Source organism: Cellulomonas fimi (assembly GCF_012952065.1).
Classification (GTDB): Bacteria; Actinomycetota; Actinomycetes; order Actinomycetales; family Cellulomonadaceae; genus Pengzhenrongella; species Pengzhenrongella fimi_A.
Map to the genome: position 1 here is coordinate 102,700 of NZ_JABCJJ010000002.1, position 16,556 is coordinate 119,255.

Annotated in this window: 12 protein-coding genes; 6 read left to right on the top strand and 6 right to left on the bottom strand. The window is 75.9% G+C overall.

Annotated elements, in window-relative coordinates:
* Window positions 1–17: 17 nt before the first annotated feature.
* Entirely contained in the window at window positions 18–1,553 is a 1,536-nt protein-coding gene (locus tag HIR71_RS01995) for an aminopeptidase P family protein (RefSeq protein ID WP_169322941.1), read from the bottom strand.
* A gap of 59 nt (window positions 1,554–1,612) precedes the next feature.
* Between HIR71_RS01995 and HIR71_RS02000 the strand changes: the two genes are divergently transcribed.
* A complete protein-coding gene (locus tag HIR71_RS02000) occupies window positions 1,613–2,455 on the top strand; it encodes a PHP domain-containing protein (RefSeq protein ID WP_169322942.1) in 843 nt (280 codons plus the stop codon).
* The gene (locus HIR71_RS02005) at window positions 2,452–3,075 is read left to right on the top strand and encodes a MarC family protein (RefSeq protein ID WP_169322943.1); all 624 of its coding nucleotides are present in this window, start codon (window positions 2,452–2,454) and stop codon (window positions 3,073–3,075) included. Before HIR71_RS02000 ends, HIR71_RS02005 begins: the two co-directional genes overlap by 4 nt.
* Before the next feature lie 45 nt (window positions 3,076–3,120).
* Here the strand turns inward: HIR71_RS02005 and HIR71_RS02010 are convergent, their stop codons facing one another.
* Both HIR71_RS02010 and HIR71_RS02015 read right to left on the bottom strand, forming a co-directional pair.
* Window positions 3,121–4,071, bottom strand: a complete 951-nt coding sequence (locus HIR71_RS02010; protein ID WP_169322944.1) for an NAD(P)-dependent oxidoreductase — start codon at window positions 4,069–4,071, stop codon at window positions 3,121–3,123.
* Window positions 4,072–4,096: 25 nt separating this feature from the next.
* On the bottom strand, window positions 4,097–5,911 hold the full coding sequence (locus tag HIR71_RS02015) for a DEAD/DEAH box helicase (RefSeq protein WP_396030817.1): 1,815 nt from the start codon (window positions 5,909–5,911) through the stop codon (window positions 4,097–4,099).
* A gap of 305 nt (window positions 5,912–6,216) precedes the next feature.
* Here HIR71_RS02015 and HIR71_RS02020 point away from each other — a divergent pair, with 305 nt between their 5' ends.
* Window positions 6,217–6,942, top strand: coding sequence for a ferritin-like fold-containing protein (locus HIR71_RS02020; RefSeq protein WP_169322945.1), 726 nt, complete (start codon window positions 6,217–6,219; stop codon window positions 6,940–6,942).
* Window positions 6,943–6,945: 3 nt separating this feature from the next.
* On the opposite strand, the gene HIR71_RS02025 is transcribed toward HIR71_RS02020, so the two are convergent.
* Together HIR71_RS02025 and HIR71_RS02030 are read right to left on the bottom strand one after the other, a co-directional pair.
* Window positions 6,946–7,170, bottom strand: coding sequence for a DUF3107 domain-containing protein (locus HIR71_RS02025; protein ID WP_169322946.1), 225 nt, complete (start codon window positions 7,168–7,170; stop codon window positions 6,946–6,948).
* A 75-nt stretch (window positions 7,171–7,245) separates the two neighbouring features.
* Complete coding sequence (locus HIR71_RS02030; RefSeq protein ID WP_311836025.1) at window positions 7,246–7,908, bottom strand: TetR/AcrR family transcriptional regulator; 663 nt, start codon at window positions 7,906–7,908, stop codon at window positions 7,246–7,248.
* A gap of 47 nt (window positions 7,909–7,955) precedes the next feature.
* On the opposite strand from HIR71_RS02030, the gene HIR71_RS02035 reads away from it, so the two are divergent.
* From HIR71_RS02035 to HIR71_RS02045, 3 genes are all read left to right on the top strand, one after another.
* Entirely contained in the window at window positions 7,956–8,879 is a 924-nt protein-coding gene (locus HIR71_RS02035) for a DUF3152 domain-containing protein (RefSeq protein ID WP_311836026.1), read from the top strand.
* Between the two features lie 90 nt (window positions 8,880–8,969).
* Window positions 8,970–12,260: an ATP-dependent helicase gene (locus tag HIR71_RS02040; RefSeq protein WP_169322947.1), complete on the top strand. Its 3,291-nt coding sequence runs from the start codon at window positions 8,970–8,972 to the stop codon at window positions 12,258–12,260.
* Window positions 12,257–15,538, top strand: coding sequence for an ATP-dependent helicase (locus tag HIR71_RS02045; RefSeq protein ID WP_169322948.1), 3,282 nt, complete (start codon window positions 12,257–12,259; stop codon window positions 15,536–15,538). The genes HIR71_RS02040 and HIR71_RS02045 overlap by 4 nt, the downstream gene beginning before the upstream one ends.
* Before the next feature lie 41 nt (window positions 15,539–15,579).
* Here the strand turns inward: HIR71_RS02045 and HIR71_RS02050 are convergent, their stop codons facing one another.
* The gene (locus HIR71_RS02050; protein ID WP_169322949.1) at window positions 15,580–16,518 is read right to left on the bottom strand and encodes a phosphotransferase; all 939 of its coding nucleotides are present in this window, start codon (window positions 16,516–16,518) and stop codon (window positions 15,580–15,582) included.
* Window positions 16,519–16,556 lie beyond the last annotated feature (38 nt).

The window sequence follows — 16,556 nt, forward strand, 5'->3', positions numbered from 1 at the left end:
CCCAGGAAGGCCGCGCGTCAGTCACCCAGCAGCGTCGCCATCCACTCCTCGATGGCCTCGACCGTCCGCGGGAGCGCCGCCGACAGGTTCTCGTTGCCGTCGGCCGTGACGAGCACGTCGTCCTCGATCCGGACCCCGATCCCGCGGTACTCCTCGGGCACGGTGAGGTCGTCGGCCTTGAAGTACAGGCCCGGCTCGATCGTGAAGACCATGCCGGTCTCCAGCGTCGCGTCGAGGTACATCTCGCGACGGGCCAGCGCGCAGTCGTGCACGTCGAGGCCGAGGTGGTGGCTCGTGCCGTGCACCATCCAGCGGCGGTGGTACTGCCCCTCGGGCTTGAGCGACTCCTCGGCCGTGGTCGGCAGGAGGCCCCACTCGGCGAGGCGGGTCGCGATGACCTGCATCGCGGCGTCGTGCACGTCGCTGAACCTCGCGCCCGGGACGGCGGCGGCGAACGCGGCGTCCGCGGCGTCGAGCACGGCCTCGTAGACGCGGCGCTGGACGTCGGTGAACGTCCCGTCGACCGGCAGGGTCCGGGTGACGTCGGCGGTGTAGAGCGAGTCGACCTCGACCCCGGCATCGACGAGCACGAGCTCACCGGGACGGACCCGGCCGTCGTTCTGGGTCCAGTGCAGCGTCGTGGCGTGCTCACCGGCGGCGGCGATGGTGTCGTAGCCGACGGCGTTGCCCTCGAGCCGCGCGTGCGCCCCGAACGTGCCCTCGATGACGCGCTCGCCGCGGGGGTGCTCGACCGCGATCGGCAGGTCGCGCACGATCTTCGCGAAGCCCGCGATCGTCTCGTCGACGGCGAGGCGCATCTCGGCGATCTCGTACTCGTCCTTGACGAGCCGCAGCTCGGAGAGCGCCTCGGCGAGCCGCTCGTCGCGGCTGCCCGAGTCCTCCGCCGCCCGGATCTCCTCGACGACGGCCTCGACGGCGTCGTCGGCCTCGGGCACCACGAGCAGGCTCACGCCGCCCTCGCCGACGTCCTTGGCGAGCGCGTCGCGCAGCTCGTCGAGGTGCGCCGTGCGGATGCCGGTGACCGCCTCGACGTCGTCGAGGGTGGGACGCGCGCCGACCCAGAACTCGCCGTACCGCGAGTCCGAGTAGAACTCCTCGGTGTCGCGCCCGGCGAGCGGGCGGAAGTACAGGACCGCCCGATGGCTGCCGCCGCCGTCCCCCTCGCCGTCGGCGACGGGGTGCAGCACGAGGACGGCGTCGGGCTCCTGCTCGGCGCCCAGCCCGGTGAGGTGCGCGAAGGCCGAGTGCGGCCGGAACCGGTAGTCGCAGTCGTTGCTGCGGACCTTGTAGGAGCCGGCCGGGACGACCAGCCGCTCGCCCGGGAACTCGGCCGCCAGGCGCGCACGACGCGCTGCCGTGAACGGGGCGGCGGGGCCGGCGGCAGCGACCTGGGCCTCGGCGCGCGGCGCCCACCCGGACGTGATGAACGCCTTGAACGCCTCGGACCGTGGGCGCTGGGACCGGTTGTCCCCCCGGCTCTCGATCGGCTGTGCCGAGCCGTCGGCCTCGGGGGTGCTCTGGGGTTCAGTCATGCCCCCATCCTCCCACCCGGCGGCCGCCGGCCCTCGCGACCACCCCTACCCTGGGGTCCGTGCTGATCGACCTCCACACCCACTCGACCGCGTCGGACGGCACCGACGCGCCCGCGGCGGTCGTCCGCGCCGCTGCGGCCGCCGGCGTCGCGGTCGTGGCGCTCACCGACCACGACACGACGGCGGGGTGGGACGAAGCAGCGGACGCGGCACGCGAGGTGGGGACGGCGCTCGTCCGGGGGACCGAGGTCTCCGCGCTCTCGCACGGCATCAGCGTGCACCTCCTCAGCTACCTCCAGGACCCCGCGCACCCCGCCCTGGCGGCCGAGCTCGAGCGGACGCGGACGGCCCGCCTCGCGCGGGCCCGGCGCATGGTCGAGCTGCTCGGCGCTGACTACGGGCTCACGTGGGACGAGGTGGTCGCCCAGACCGAGCCGGACACGACCGTCGGCCGCCCGCACATCGCGGACGCGCTCGTCGCGAGCGGCGTGGTCGCCGACCGCAGCGCCGCCTTCACGTCGCTGCTCACGCCGCGGTCGAGGTACTACGTGCCGCACTACGCGCCCGACGTTCTCGACGCCGTCGCGGCGATCCGGGCGGCGGGCGGCGTCCCGGTCTTCGCCCACCCCGGCGCCGACGGCCGCGGCCGCGTCGTGCCCGACGCCGTCATCGAGGCCATGGCCGACGCCGGGCTCGTCGGCCTCGAGGTGCACCACCGCGACCACACGCCGGCCCAGGCCGCGCGGCTCACCCGGCTCGCGGCGCGGCTCGACCTGCTCGTCACCGGATCGAGCGACTACCACGGCGCGGGCAAGCCGAACCGGCTCGCCGAGCACGTGACCGAGCCCGCCGTGCTGGCCGCGATCGAGGAGCGGGGCACGACGCCCGTGATCCGGCCGTGAGCGGCTGGTTGGACGTGCGGCTGTTCACGGAGGTCTTCGTCACGCTGTTCGTGATCATGGACCCGCCGGGGACGGTCCCGATCTTCCTCGGCCTCACCGGCGCGATGACGGGCAAGCAGCGCAACCGGGCTGCCCGGCAGGCCATCCTCGTCGCGTTCGGCGTGATCGTGAGCTTCGCGCTCTTCGGCCAGCAGCTGCTCAGCTACATGAACATCTCGCTCCCCGCGCTCCAGGCGTCGGGTGGCCTGCTCCTGCTGCTCGTCGCGATGGAGCTGCTCACGGGCAAGATGGAGGAGCCCGCGCCGTCGGGCAACAAGGGGGTCAACGTCGCGCTGGTACCGCTCGGTACCCCGCTGCTCGCCGGCCCGGGCGCGATCGTCGCCACCATGGTGTTCACCCAGGCCTCCGACGGGACGCGCGCCGACTGGATTGCGATCGCGCTGGCCCTCGTGGCCGTGCACCTGTCGCTCTACCTGTCGATGCGCTTCGCCAACGTGATCCAGCGGGTCCTCAGGGACAGCGGCGTCACCCTGATCACGCGGATCGCGGGCCTCCTGCTGGCGGCCATCGCCGTCCAGCTGATCGCCGACGCCGTCCGGGCGTTCATCCTCGCGGGCTGAGACGGCGCCGACCGGCGCCACCCCCTGAGGCGGCCGACGCCGAGGTCAGGCGCGCTCGACGACGTTGGTGAGCGGGGCACCCGCCAGGAGCGCCGCCGCGTTGGCGGCGAGCAGGGCGTCCGCGCCGAGCGGGCGGCCCCCCGCCGCGTGGGGGGTCAGGATGAGGTTCGGGAGGTCCCACAGGTCCGACGACGCCGGCAGCGGCTCGACCGCCGTCACGTCGAGCGCCGCTCCGGAGATCCGACCCGCGCGCAGCGCGTCCACCAACGCGTCCTCGTCGACCGTCGCGCCGCGGCCCACGTTGACCACCCACGCGTGCGGAGGCAGGAGCCCGAGCAGCCGCGCGTCGAGCGCCCGTTCGGTCTCCGGGGTGGCCGGGAGGATCATCAGCAGGACGTCCGTGCCGGGGAGCGCGGCCGGCAGGTCGTCGGGGGTGATGACGTCGATCCCGTGCCGCGAGCCCGCGCTGCGCGCGACGCCGCGGACGTCGGCGCCGAGGGCGGTGAGCAGCGGCGCCAGGGTCGCCGCGATGCTGCCGAAGCCCCACACGAGCACGCGGGCCCCGCGAAGCGAGCGGAACTCGCCGCCGCCGTCGAGCGGCTGGAGCCCGCCGAGCTCGTCGGCCCAGCGGTGCCCGACCTGCGCGCGCACGGCGGTGTGCAGGCGGCGCGCCGCCGCGAGCACGAGCGCGAGGGCGTGCTCCGCCACGGGGGCGTCGTGCAGCGAGCGGCCCGACGTCACGACGACGTCCGGCGCGAAGCCCGCAGCGAGCACGGCGTCCGGACCGGCCGCGAGCGTCTGGACCCAGCGCACACGCCGCAGGTCCGCCGCCGCGCCCTCGAGCTGTTCCGGGCCGTTGCCCCACACCACGAGCGCGTCGGCGTCGTGGTGCTCGGTCGGGATCGGCGCGGCGATGTCGTACGTCACGTACGTGACGCCGTCGGGCCCGGCGGGAGCCAGCGGGAGCGAGCTCGGGAGCAGGACGGTGAAGGTCATGTCGATGCCCCAGCGCCGGCCGCCGTCACGCCTCGGAGGTCGAGCCGGGGTCCGACGACGCCCTCGCGCCCGCACCCTCGCCGCCGCGCGTACGGCGACGGTTGCGCCGCCGCCGCGGCCGGTCGCCCACGCCGTCGCCGCCGGCCGGTGACGAGGAGCCTGCGCCGACCGGTTCGGACGAGCCTTCGCCGGCGGGGGCGGGGTTCGAGGCGCCGCTCGCGGCGGACGTGGTGCGCGGCGCGTCCGACGTCGACCCGCTGCGCCGCGTTCGGCTCCGTGAGCGCTCGCGCCCGGAACCGCCGCGGTCGGAACCGCCGCGGTCGGAACCGCCGCGCCCCGAACCGCCGCGGTCGGAACCGCCGCGCCCGGAACCGCCGCGCCCCGCGCCGGCGTCGTCGCGCGCGCTCGAGGTGTGCCGCTTGCCGGTCTCGCCCAGGTCCTCGAGCACCTCGGCGTCGAGGCCCTCGCGCACGCGCGCGGACTTCGGCAGCGTCCCCTTGGTGCCCGCGGGGATGTCGAGGTCGGTGAAGAGGTGCGGGCTGCTCGAGTAGGTCTCGACCGGCTCGGGGATGCCCAGCTCGAGCGCCTTGTTGATCAGGCCCCACCGGGGGACGTCGTCCCAGTCGACGAACGTGACGGCCGTGCCCGTGTTGCCCGCGCGCCCGGTCCGGCCGGTGCGGTGCAGGTACGTCTTGTCGTCCTCGGGGCACTGGTAGTTGACGACGTGGGTGACGTCGTCGACGTCGATGCCCCGCGCCGCGACGTCGGTCGCGACCAGCACGTCGACCTTGCCGTTGCGGAACGCGCGCAGCGCCTGCTCGCGCGCGCCCTGGCCCAGGTCGCCGTGGATCGCGCCGGCCGCGAAGCCGCGCGCGACCAGGTCGTCGGCGACCTTGGCGGCCGTCCGCTTGGTGCGCGCGAAGACGATCGTGAGCCCACGGCCCTCCGCCTGGAGGATGCGCGCGAGGACCTCGACCTTGTCCATCGCGTGCGCGCGGTAGACGACCTGCGTGATGTTCTTGAGCGTGGGCCCGGCGTCGTCCGGGTCGTTGGCCCGGATGTGCGTCGGCTGCGTCATGTAGCGACGCGCCATCGCGACGACGGCGCCCGGCATGGTCGCCGAGAAGAGCATCGTGTGGCGCGAGGCGGGCGTCTTCGCGAGCAGCTTCTCGACGTCGGGCAGGAAGCCCAGGTCCAGCATCTCGTCCGCCTCGTCGAGCACGACGCACGTGACGCGCGAGAGGTCGAGGTAGCCCTGGTTGAGCAGGTCGATCATGCGGCCGGGCGTGCCGACGACGACGTCGACGCCCGCCTGGAGCGCGGCGACCTGCGGCTCGTAGGCGCGGCCGCCGTAGACCTGCAGGATGCGGACCGAGCGCTGGGCCGACGCCGTCGTGAGGTCGCCCGCGACCTGGACCGCGAGCTCGCGCGTGGGGACGACGACGAGCGCCTGCGGCTTGCCGGGGGCCGGCAGCTCGTCGTAGCCCGTCTCGCCGGGCGAGACGACGCGGTGCAGCAGCGGGACGCCGAAGCCGAGGGTCTTGCCGGTCCCGGTCTTCGCCTGCCCGATGATGTCGTGCCCGGACAGCGCGACCGGCAGGGTCATCGCCTGGATCGGGAAGGGGTGCGTGATGCCCGCGGCCGCGAGGGCCGCCACGATCTCGGGGCGGACGTCGAAGTCCGCGAAGGAGGGGTCGGTCGCCTGCACGCTGCTGGGTCCGGTGCGGGTGGGTCCGGTGCTGCTGGGTGCGGTGCTGCTGGGTGCGCCGCTGGTGGGTGCGCCGCTGCCGGGCTGCACGGCGCCCTGGCTGGGCTCGGGCTGGATGTCGGTCGTGGTCACGTCGATGCCTCACGTGTCGCCAGCGACGATGGCCGCGCGCTGCCCAGGGATGACCCGTGCTGACCGGCGCCGTCCGGCGCGCCGCGTGACGGGGCCGGGTCGTGCGGTCGCACCCGATCGGGGGGAGCGGGCCTCATCGCTGAGGGTGGCCGGCAGCCGATCGTGAATAGTCACTGCCTCGGCGGAGCTCGCTCGAGCGTTGCTGCTCGTGAGCACTGCTGGGCGATGCGGTCGAGACGACCGGGCAACCGATGTACCGGCTCATCATATCCGACCGCCGGTGCACCCGGCGTTAGGCTGCTGCGATGACTGCAGCGACGACGTCGTCCACGCGCGCGGCCGACCGGGCGGACGAGCTCGCCCTCCTCGGTCTGGTGGGCCAGCTCGAGCTCGTCGCGTTCACGCGGCTCGCCGAGGACTCGGCCCTCGCACCGTCGCTCGACCAGCGCCTGCGGCTCGCGCGGTTCTCCGCGGGGGCCGTGAGCCGGCTCGAGCGGATCTTCGAGCGCATCACCGAGCTCGGCGGGTCGCCCGAGGCGGAGGTCGAGCGCTTCGCGCACGTCATGGACGACTTCGACGCCCGCACCCCGTCGAGCACGTGGTGGGAGCGGCTGCTCAAGGCCTACGTCGGCTACGGCGTCGCTGACGACTTCTGCAAGGCGGCCGCGGCGGGTCTCGACGACCGGACGCGCACGCTGGTCGAGGAGGTGCTCGACGGCACCCACCACGGCGAGCTCGTGCTCGCCGAGCTCGCCGCCGCGAGCGCGGACGACGCCGTGCTCACGTCGCGGCTCGCGCTGTGGGGACGGCGCCTCGTGGGCGAGTCGCTCGGCGTCGTGCAGTCGCTCGTGCAGTCGCAGCCGGGGCTCGCGCGGCTCGTGGCCGACGGCGCCGCGGTGGAGGCCCGGGCGTCCGGTGCCGAGCCGGCAGCCGGGCCCGGGCCGACGCCCGCGGAGGCGCTGAGCACGCTGTTCGGCCGGCTCACCGCGGAGCACACCCGCCGGATGGGGCGGCTCGGACTGACCGCCTGACGCTCAGATGGCGCCGAAGCCGACCCGGCGCTGCTCCTCGGTGCCGATCTCGACGTAGCCGATCGACGAGGTCGGGACGATCACGCGGCGACCGCGGGAGTCGAGCAGCTCGAGCGCCGGGTTGCCGGCCAGGGCGGCGCTGACGGCCTCCGCCACCTCCTCGGCGGTCTGGTCGGACTCGACCACCAGCTCCCGAGCCAGGTTCTGCACGCCGATCGTGATCTCCACGGTGTTCTCTCCCTCGTCGTCGCCGGTCGTCCCAGGGCGCGGGTGCGCGCCACGGTCCGCGGGCTGCGACCAATCCTAGGCGGTCGTCCCGTAGTCGTAGTCGGGGCGGATCAGGCTCGCGACGCCGCCCCACGCGAGGCGGGCGACGAGGTCGGCGGCCTCGGCGACACCGAGCCGCGTGTCGGCACGCATCCGCGTCGTCGCGCCGCTCTGGGCCATCCCGATGAGCGTGGCCGCCAGGAGCGACGTGTGCTCGGCCGGCAGGCCCGTGAACTCCGCGAGGACGCGCGCGACACCGGCCGCCGCCTCGGCGTTCGCCTGCTCGACCCGGGCGCGGACGTCGGCGTCGTGCGTGACGTCGGACTCGAACAGCAGCGAGGCGGACTCGCCGGCGCCGTCCACGAACTCGAAGTAGGCGCGCACCAGCGCGTGCACCACCTCGCGGCCGTCGCCCGGCCGGACCGGACCCCTCTCGATCGGCGCGAGGGCGACCTCGACGGCCGCCTGGAGCCCCGAGCCGCGGGCGTCGACGACCGCGAGGTAGAGGTCGAGCTTCGAGGGGAAGTGGCGGTACAGGACCGGCTTCGAGACCTGAGCCCTGTCCGCGATGTCGTCCATCGAGACGTGGTGGAAGCCCTCGGTCGCGAACAGCTCCTGCGCGACGTCGAGCACCTGGGCGCGGCGCGCGTCGCGCGGCATCCGACGACCGCGGGGGCGCCGGAGCTCGGGGTCGGTCACCCGGCGATCGTAGCGACGCCTCGTGACCCCGGTGAGAGCATGTCCCGGTGAGTCGAGCACCGGTGTCGTGGCGGGTGCCGCGGTGGCGCGCCGCCCCGGCCGCCCGTTCGCGCGAGCAGCGCGCGCGCCGGCCGCGCCGGCCGGGTCCGCGCGCGGGACTGCCCCTCGCGACGGCTCTCGTGGCGGTCGCGTTCGCGGGCGGGATCGGCGTCGGGCAGGTGGTCGCGCCCGGTGAGGTCGCCGAGAGCACGCGCGCCGGCACGAAGGCGTCGGCGGCGGCCGAGCTGTCCACGGTCGCCATGCTCCCGGTGAGCCCCGTGCTGGACGACACGACGCCTCGCGCCGGCCGCACCACGGTGCCGCGACGCCCGGCGGACCCGCACGCGCTCGACGCCGAGGGCCTCGGTGCCGCCGATCGCGCGGCGGGGATGCTCTCGGCCCAGGTGCCCGACGGCGCGTCGGGTCACCTGGTCCCGGTGCCGGGCGGCGAGCCCGCTCCCGGGCCGGGCGCCGTGCGGACCGTGCGCGTCGAGGTCGAGGCGGGGCTGCCGGTCGAGCCGAACGCCTTCGCGGCGACCGTCATGGCGGTGCTCAACGACCCACGTGGTTGGGGCGCGGACGGCGCGCTGTCCTTCGCGCGGACGGACGGCGAGGCCGAGCTCCAGGTCGTGCTCGCCTCGCCCGCGACCGTGGACGCGCTGTGCGCGCCGCTCGAGACGGTGGGGCAGTTCTCGTGCGCGCGCGACGGCCGCGCCGCGATCAACGCGGCACGCTGGGCCGCCGCTGCGCCGGAGTTCGGGCTCGACCGCACGCTCTACCGGCACTACGTGGTGAACCACGAGGTGGGGCACCTGCTCGGCGAGGGGCACGTGGACTGCCCGGGCGCCGGCCTCCTCGCCCCCGTCATGCAGCAGCAGACCGTCGCGGTCGCGCCTTGCGTGCCCAACGGCTGGCCGTACCCGACCGGTTGACCGCGCTGTCTGGCGCTGTCTGGCGCTGCCTGCGCCGACCACACTGCCGGGGCACCGGGCATGTCGGTGGGTCGTGATGGGATCGGGCGCATGACCACGACCCCCCTCGAGGCCGTCCGGCTGCGACTGACGGCGCCGCGTGCGCTCAGGCCGGGAGGCGCGGGGCTACGGCCCGACCCGACCCAGGACGCCGTCGTGCGGACGGTGGCCGCGGGGGGCAGGCGGCCCGTCGTCGTGCTCGGCGCGCCCGGCACCGGCAAGACGACCACGGCGATCGAGGCGGTCGTCGCGGCCACGGGGGCGCTCGCGCTGGAACCTGCCGACGTGCTGCTGCTGTCGGCGACGCGGCGCGGTGCCGCGGACGTGCGGGACCGGCTGTCGGCGCGGCTCCGGCGGACCGCGGGGCAGCCCATGGTTCGCACCGCGGCGTCGGCGGCGTTCGCGATCCTGCGGGCACGGGCCGCCCGGCTCGGGGAGCCCGCCCCGACCCTGATCTCGGGTCCCGAGCAGGACCTCCTGCTGGGAGAGCTGCTCGCGGGGCACGCCGCGGGCGAGGGTGTGCCGCTCGACTGGCCTCCGTCCGTCCCGCCCGCGGTCCTCGGCCTCCGTGCGTTCCGCGACGAGCTGCGCGACCTGCTCATGCGGGCGGGCGAGCGCGGGCTCACTCCGGCCGACCTCGCGGCGCTCGGGCGGCGCACGGCGCGCCCGGAGTGGGTCGCGGCAGCGGCGCTGTACCGCGAGTACCTCGACGTCACCCTGCTGCGGCAGGCGACTCCCGACGTGGGTGCGCGGTTCGACCCTGCGGTCGTGGTCGACGAGGCCGCGGAGGCGCTCGCGGCCTGGGACGTCGAGGTGCCCGGCGCGCCACGGCCGCGGTGGCGTCTGGTGGTGGTCGACGACCACCAGGAGAGCACCGCGGCGACAGCGCGGCTGCTCCGCGTCCTGGCCGACGACGGCACCCGGGTCGTCCTCTTCGGTGATCCCGACGCAGCGGTGCAGACCTTTCGTGGCGCCGCACCCGCCCTGGTCGGACGCGCCGCGGCGGACGGCGACGGGCTCGGCGAGCTGGGGGCCGAGCAGCTGGTGCTGGGCACGGTCTGGCGGCAGGACCCGCTGCTGCGCACTGTGACGGTCGGCGTGACGCAGCAGATCGGCGCCGTCGGCGGCGTGGCCCACCGGCGTGCGGCGCCGCGTCCGGTCCCGCCGGTCGAGGCGCCGGTCGAGGCGACGGCGCGGGTCGCCCTGCTGCCGAGCGCCGCCCAGGAGGCCGCGTACGTCGCGCACGCGCTGCGCACCGCCCACCTCGAGGGCGGCGTGGCCTGGGACGGCATGGCCGTGATCGCCCGCTCGGGCGGCCAGGTGGCCGCGCTGCGCCGTTCCCTGGCCGCGGCGTCGGTCCCCGTGGCCGTCCTGGGCAGCGACCTCCCGCTGCGTGACGAGCCGGCGGTGCGGCCGCTGCTGCTCGCGCTGCGGTGCGCGCTGGACCCGGCTGCCCTCGACGCGCACGCGGCCGTGGCGCTCCTCTCTTCGCCGCTCGGCGGCGTCGACGCGGTCGGGCTGCGACGGCTGCGTCGAGCGCTGCGTGCGGAGGAGCTCGCAGGCGGGGGCGGCCGGGCGAGCGACGCGCTGCTCGTCGAGGCGCTCGCGGACCCGGCGCGGACCGCGACGCTGCCGTCCGCCGTGCGGCGCGGCGCCCGGCGTGTCGCGACGGTGCTCGCGGCGGGTCGCACGGCGGCCGCGACGCACGGCGCGACGGCGCAGACCGTGCTCTGGGCGCTGTGGTCCACCGCGAACCTCGCGGAGGCGTGGCGGCGGGCGGCGCTCGCCGGAGGCTCGACCGGCGTGCGCGCCGACCGTGACCTCGACGCCGTGCTGGGCCTGTTCCGCGCGGCCGAGACCTTCGTCGACCGGCTCCCGCAGGCGCCGGTCCGGGCGTTCGTCGACTACCTCGAGTCGCAGGACCTGCCCGCGGACAGCCTGGCTGCGCGCGCCAGGAGCCGCGAGGCGGTCGCGGTCCTGACCCCCGCGGGCGCGGCCGGGCGGGAGTGGGACGTCGTCGTGGTCGCCGGCGTCCAGGAGGGGACCTGGCCGGACCTCCGCCTGCGTGACTCGCTGCTGGGCGCCCAGGCGCTCGTCGACCTGCTGGCCGGGCGGTCGGCCGGTGGGGCGGACCGCGCGAGCGCCGCGCGCGCCGGCGTGCTCGCCGACGAGCTGCGGTCCTTCGCCGTCGCGACCTCGCGGGCACGGCGGACGCTGCTCGTCACCGCGGTCGCCGACGCGGACGCGCAGCCCTCCGCGTTCGTGGACCTGGTGCAGCGGCCGGAGGACGTCACCCGCGGCGGGCCCGACAGTGCCTCAGAGGGTGCCCCGGGGATGCCCGAGAACGACCAGGACGGTGACCCGCGGCTCGTCGGCGCCCCCGCCCCGATGGACCTGCGCGGGCTGGTCGCGGCGCTCCGGGCGCGGCTCGAGGGCAGCGTGCGCGACTCTGCGGGCGGCGCTGTCGATCGTGGCGCCGCAGCGCTGCTCGCCCGCCTGGCTCGTGAGGGCGTACCGGGCGCCGACCCGCGCGAGTGGTACGGCCTCGGTGAGGTCTCGAGCACCGCGCCGCTGTGGGGCCCGGACGAGAAGGTCCCGGTCTCACCGTCGAAGGCGGAGACGGTCGGGACGTGCGCGCTCCGCTGGGCGCTCGAGTCGGCCGGGGGGACGGCCGCCGACGGGACCAGCCAGACGCTCGGCACCCTGGTGCACTCGATCGCGCAGGAGCTTCCCGCCGGCACCGAGGGCGAGCTGCTCGAGGAGCTCGACCGACGCTGGTCGGAGCTCGGGCTGCGTCCGGGGTGGCCCGCCGTCGCGGAACGCCGGAGGGCGGAGCGCATGATGCGCAGGCTCGCGGAGTACCTCAAGGGCGCGGGTGAGGCGGTGCTGCAGGAGGCACCGTTCAGCGTCGAGCTCGACCGTGCCGTCCTGCGGGGGGTGGTCGACCGGGTCGAGCGGGTCGGTCAGGGCGCCGTCCAGGTGGTCGACCTCAAGACGGGCAAGCGAGCGCCGAGCGCGACCGACGCCGCCGAGAACCCGCAGCTGGGCAGCTACCAGCTCGCCGTCGACGCAGGCGCCTTCGCGGACCTGCCGCCGGGGACGCGCAGCGCGGGTGCACGGCTCGTCTTCCTGGGCGACGTCGGCAAGGGCCCGACCGTGCGCGCGCAGGGCGCGCTCGGTCCGGAGACGGACGGGCCGAGCTGGGCTCGGACGATGGTCGAGGGGGTCGCGGCGACGATGGCCGCCTCGGCCTTCACGGCGTGCGCGAACGACCTGTGCGGCCTGTGCCCGGTCCGGACGAGCTGCCCCCTGAACGGCGAGGGCCGGCAGGTGGTCGAGTGACCGGCCTCTCCTCGGTCCGCATCGCCGAGCTCCTGGGTCGGGACGTCCCGACGGCCGAGCAGGTCGAGATCATCGAGGCGCCGCTGACCCCGCTGCTGGTCGTCGCCGGTGCGGGCTCGGGCAAGACCGAGACGATGGCGGCCCGCGTCGTCTGGCTGGTCGCGAACGGGCTCGTCGCGCCGGAGCAGGTGCTCGGGCTCACGTTCACCCGGAAGGCCGCGGGTGAGCTCGGTGAGCGGATCCGGGCCCGGCTGCGGCGGCTCGCGCGTGCGGTGGCGCGCACCGGGGACGGGGTGCCCCCCGCTCTGCTCGCGGAGGCGGGGCGGACGCTCGACCTGGCTCGGCCGACCGTCTCGACGTACAACGCCTACGCGGCCGCCCTGGTCACGGACCACGCACTTCGCCTCGGCATCGAGCCGTCGTCGCGTCTGCTGGGCGAGGCGGGGCAGTGGCAGCTCGCGACGCAGGTCGTCGAGTCGTGGGCCGGGGACCTGGCGACCGACGCCGCGACGTCCACGGTGGTGCAGGCCGTGCTGACGCTCTCCGGGTCGCTCGCCGAGCACCTGGTCGACCCCGACGAGGCCGGCACGCGGATCGAGGCCCTCGTCGAGGAGATGCTGAGCGTGCCGGCGTCCGAGGGGAAGGTCGGGCCGTACTCCGGCACCACCAGGCTGCTCAGGTCGCTGGCGGAGCGCCGCCGGGTGCTCGACCTCGTGGTCGAGTACCGCCGGCGCAAGCGCATGGCCGACGTCATCGACTTCGGCGACCAGGTCGCGATCGCGGCACGGCTCGCGCGCGAGGTCCCGGCGGTCGGCGCGGCGGAGCGCAGCCGGTTCGGGGTGGTCCTCCTCGACGAGTACCAGGACACGTCGCACGCGCAGCTCGAGCTGCTCTCCGCGCTGTTCGGTGACGGTCACCCCGTCACCGCGGTGGGGGACCCGCACCAGTCGATCTACGGCTGGCGCGGGGCGAGCGCGGGCGGGCTCGGGCGGTTCCCCGAGCGCTTCCCCGTGGTGCTGGACGGGACCAGCGCCCCCGCTCCGGTGCACGTGCTCGCCACCTCGTGGCGCAACGACCGGGCGATCCTCGACGCCGCGAACCACGTGGCCGCACCGCTCCGGGCCCACGCTGCCGCGGTGGTGGTCCCGCGGCTCGAGGCGCGCCCGGGCGCCGGTGCGGGAGCGGTGCACGCGACCTACGCGGCCACCGTGGAGGATGAGGCAGCCGCGGTCGCGAGATTCGTCGCGGAGCGCTGGCGGCCGGGCGGACCGACCACGACCCGCGTCACGGCGGCGGTGCTGTGCCGGAAGCGTGCGCAGTTCGACGCCGTGGAGAAGGCCCTGCGCGGCGCCGGGCTCCCCGTCGAGGTCGTCGGGCTCGGCGGGCTCCTCCAGACGCCCGAGGTGGTGGACCTCGTGGCCGCGCTCCGGGCCGCGCACGACCCCTCACGCGGGGACGCGCTGGTCCGGCTCCTGACCGGTGCCCGCATGCGGCTCGGCATCGCCGACCTGCACGCGCTGGCAGCCTGGGCGGGTGAGCTCGCCGACCGCCACGGCGTCGCGCGCGGCGGCGACGGGTCCGCGGACGGTGGCGGGGCGGTCGTCGAGGGGGACGTGGTCGACGAGCGCAGCATCGTCGACGCGCTCGACGACCTGCCTCGCCGAGGATGGCGCAGCCGCACCGGGCGCGTGCTCTCCGAGGTCGCGCACGACCGGCTCGGGCAGCTGTCGGGACTGCTCACCACGCTCCGCTCGCACACGTACCTGTCGCTCCCTGAGCTCGTCGGCGAGGCGGAGCGCCTGCTCGGGCTCGACATCGAGGTCGCGGCTCGACCGGGCACGAGTCCGGGCCGGGCGCGCGCGAACCTCGACGCCTTCCGCGACGTGGCGGTGCAGTTCTCCGACGGCGCCGACGTTCCGACGCTCGGCGCGTTCCTCGCCTGGCTCGACGCGGCCGCGAGCGAGGAGCGCGGGCTCGAGCGGCCCGTGACCGAACCCGACCCGGACGCCGTGCAGCTCATCACGATCCACGCGGCCAAGGGCCTCGAGTGGGACGTGGTGGCGGTCCCGGGCGTCACCGACGGCGTGCTGCCCGCGACCGAGGCGTCGGGTCGTCACGGCCCTCGGGCCAGCGGCTGGTTGAGCGGGTTGGGCGTGCTGCCGTATCCCCTGCGCGGCGACGCGGCGGACCTGCCGGTGCTCGACGTCGCGGCCGCGGTGGACCAGAAGGACCTCGACCTGCGGCGGGAGCAGCTCCGCCACGACATCGGCGCCCACGAGGTCGCGGAGGAGCGCCGGCTCGCGTACGTCGCGCTGACGCGGGCGCGCCGGTCGCTGCTGCTGACCGGGTCGTGGTGGCGTGACCGCAAGGAGGCGCAGCGCCCGTCCCTGTTCCTCGCCGAGCTCGTGGAGGCCGGTCACGTGCGGCTCGACGAGTGGGCGGCGGCGCCCGTGGACGGCGCGTCGAACCCCCGGACCGCCGAGGCGGTCACGCACGCCTGGCCGACCGACCCGTTCGGTCCCGGACCACGGCGGGCGGGCGTCGTCGCCGCAGCCGCAGCGGTCGAGGCCGCGCTCGCCGGCGAGTCGAGCTCCGACGGCGTGCCGTCGGAGCTCGAGCGCGTCGCCGACCTGCTGCTGGCCGAGCGGCACCGCACCGCCACGCCACGACGTGAGGTCGAGCTGCCGGCACACCTCTCGGCGTCCGCGGTCGTGCGCCTCGCGGCCGATCCCGAGGCGTTCGCGCACGCGCTGCGCCGGCCGGTCCCGCTCGAACCGTCGCTGCAGGCCCGTCGCGGCACGTCGTTCCACGCGTGGGTCGAGCAGTACTTCGGCTCGGCGTCCCTGGTCGACGTCGAGGCGCTGCCAGGGGCCGACGACGACTCGGTGCCCGCGGACGCCGACCTCGCCGACCTCCAGGAGGCCTTCCTCGCCACACCCTGGGCGGCCCGGAGGCCGCTCGCGGTCGAGGTCGACATCGAGACGCCGGTCGCCGGCTACGTGCTCCGCTGCCGCATCGACGCCGTGTTCCCGACGCCGGGCGGCGGTGTCGTGGTCGTGGACTGGAAGACCGGACGGCCACCGGCGGATGCGGCGGCCGCCCGCACGCGCGAGGTGCAGCTCGCCGTCTACCGGCTCGCCTGGTCCCGGTGGACGGGTGTCCCGCTCGAACGGGTCGAGGCGGCGTTCTGCTACGTCGGCGCCGGGGTTACCGTGACGCCCGAGCGGCTGCTGGACGCCGGCGAGATCGAGGCGCTTCTCCTCGACGCGGCGGGTTGACGGGGTGGCTCAGGCCGAGGCTCTCAGGCCGACAACGACCCTCAGGCGAGCGACGCCTCGTCCTCACGCACCGCGGTGTGGGCGTCGAGCTCCTCGAGCATCTGGACCGCGTCGTCCACGACGTCGGCGTCGCCCGACCGCACGCCGTAGAGCAGCCACCGCGCCAGGGCCAGCTCGCCCGCGAGCAGCGCGCGCGCCGTGAGGTGCGGGTCCTTCAGCTCGGTCCGGCCCAGCTGGTACGCCTCCATGATCGAGTCGACGGCGTCCTCGGGCGCCGCGACCAGCAGCCAGGCCAGGTCGTCGGCCGGGTCCGCGACCTTGGCGTCTCCCCACGTCAGCAGACCCGTGACCGTCCGTCCGTCCGTCAGGACGTGCTCCGCGGTCAGGTCCCCGTGCACGACGGTCGGCTGGAACCGCCACATCGCGACGTCCTCGAGCCGGGCCTCCCAGCGCCGCAGCAAGCGCGGGGGCACCTTGCCGGTCCGCGCGGCCTCGTCCACCTCGGCCATGCGGCGCTCGCGGTACGCGTCCGCATCGTAGGTCGGGAGGCCGACACCGTCGATGAGCTCGACCGGGAGCTGGTGCACGGCGGCGATGGCTCGGCCGAGCGAGGCGGTGAGTCCCGGTCCGGGGCGCAGCGCGTCGAGCCGCAGGGCCGCACCGGGCACCTCCGCGTGCACGACGGCGCGGCCACCCTCAGGCAGGTGCGCGAACCCCGCGGGACGTGGCACGGCGCACGGGAGCGCACCGGAGTCCACGTGCTCGCCCAGTCGCTCGAGCAACGCGACCTCCGCCTCGAGCGACGCGCCGGCGGCGGGGCGCACCGGCGCCCGCACGACCCACCTCCGCCCGGTGGCGTCGATGACCACCGCGACGTCGAAGTCCGCCCCGCTGTGCGCGAGCGGGCGCACGTCGAACGCGTCGAGGCCGGGGATCGCCACCGTCGCGAGGGCGGCGAGGGCGAGGGGTGAGCGGGGCACACGATCAGGGTAGGCGTCCGCCCGCGCGATTCCGTGGC

Excerpts from the sequence above, each read along its gene's own strand:
- HIR71_RS02040 (WP_169322947.1), top strand. The coding sequence starts at position 8,970 with ATGACCACGACCCCCCTCGAGGCCGTCCGGCTGCGACTGACGGCGCCG.
- HIR71_RS02010 (WP_169322944.1), bottom strand. The coding sequence starts at position 4,071 with ATGACCTTCACCGTCCTGCTCCCGAGCTCGCTCCCGCTGGCTCCCGCC.
- HIR71_RS02020 (WP_169322945.1), top strand. The coding sequence starts at position 6,217 with ATGACTGCAGCGACGACGTCGTCCACGCGCGCGGCCGACCGGGCGGAC.
- HIR71_RS01995 (WP_169322941.1), bottom strand. The coding sequence starts at position 1,553 with ATGACTGAACCCCAGAGCACCCCCGAGGCCGACGGCTCGGCACAGCCG.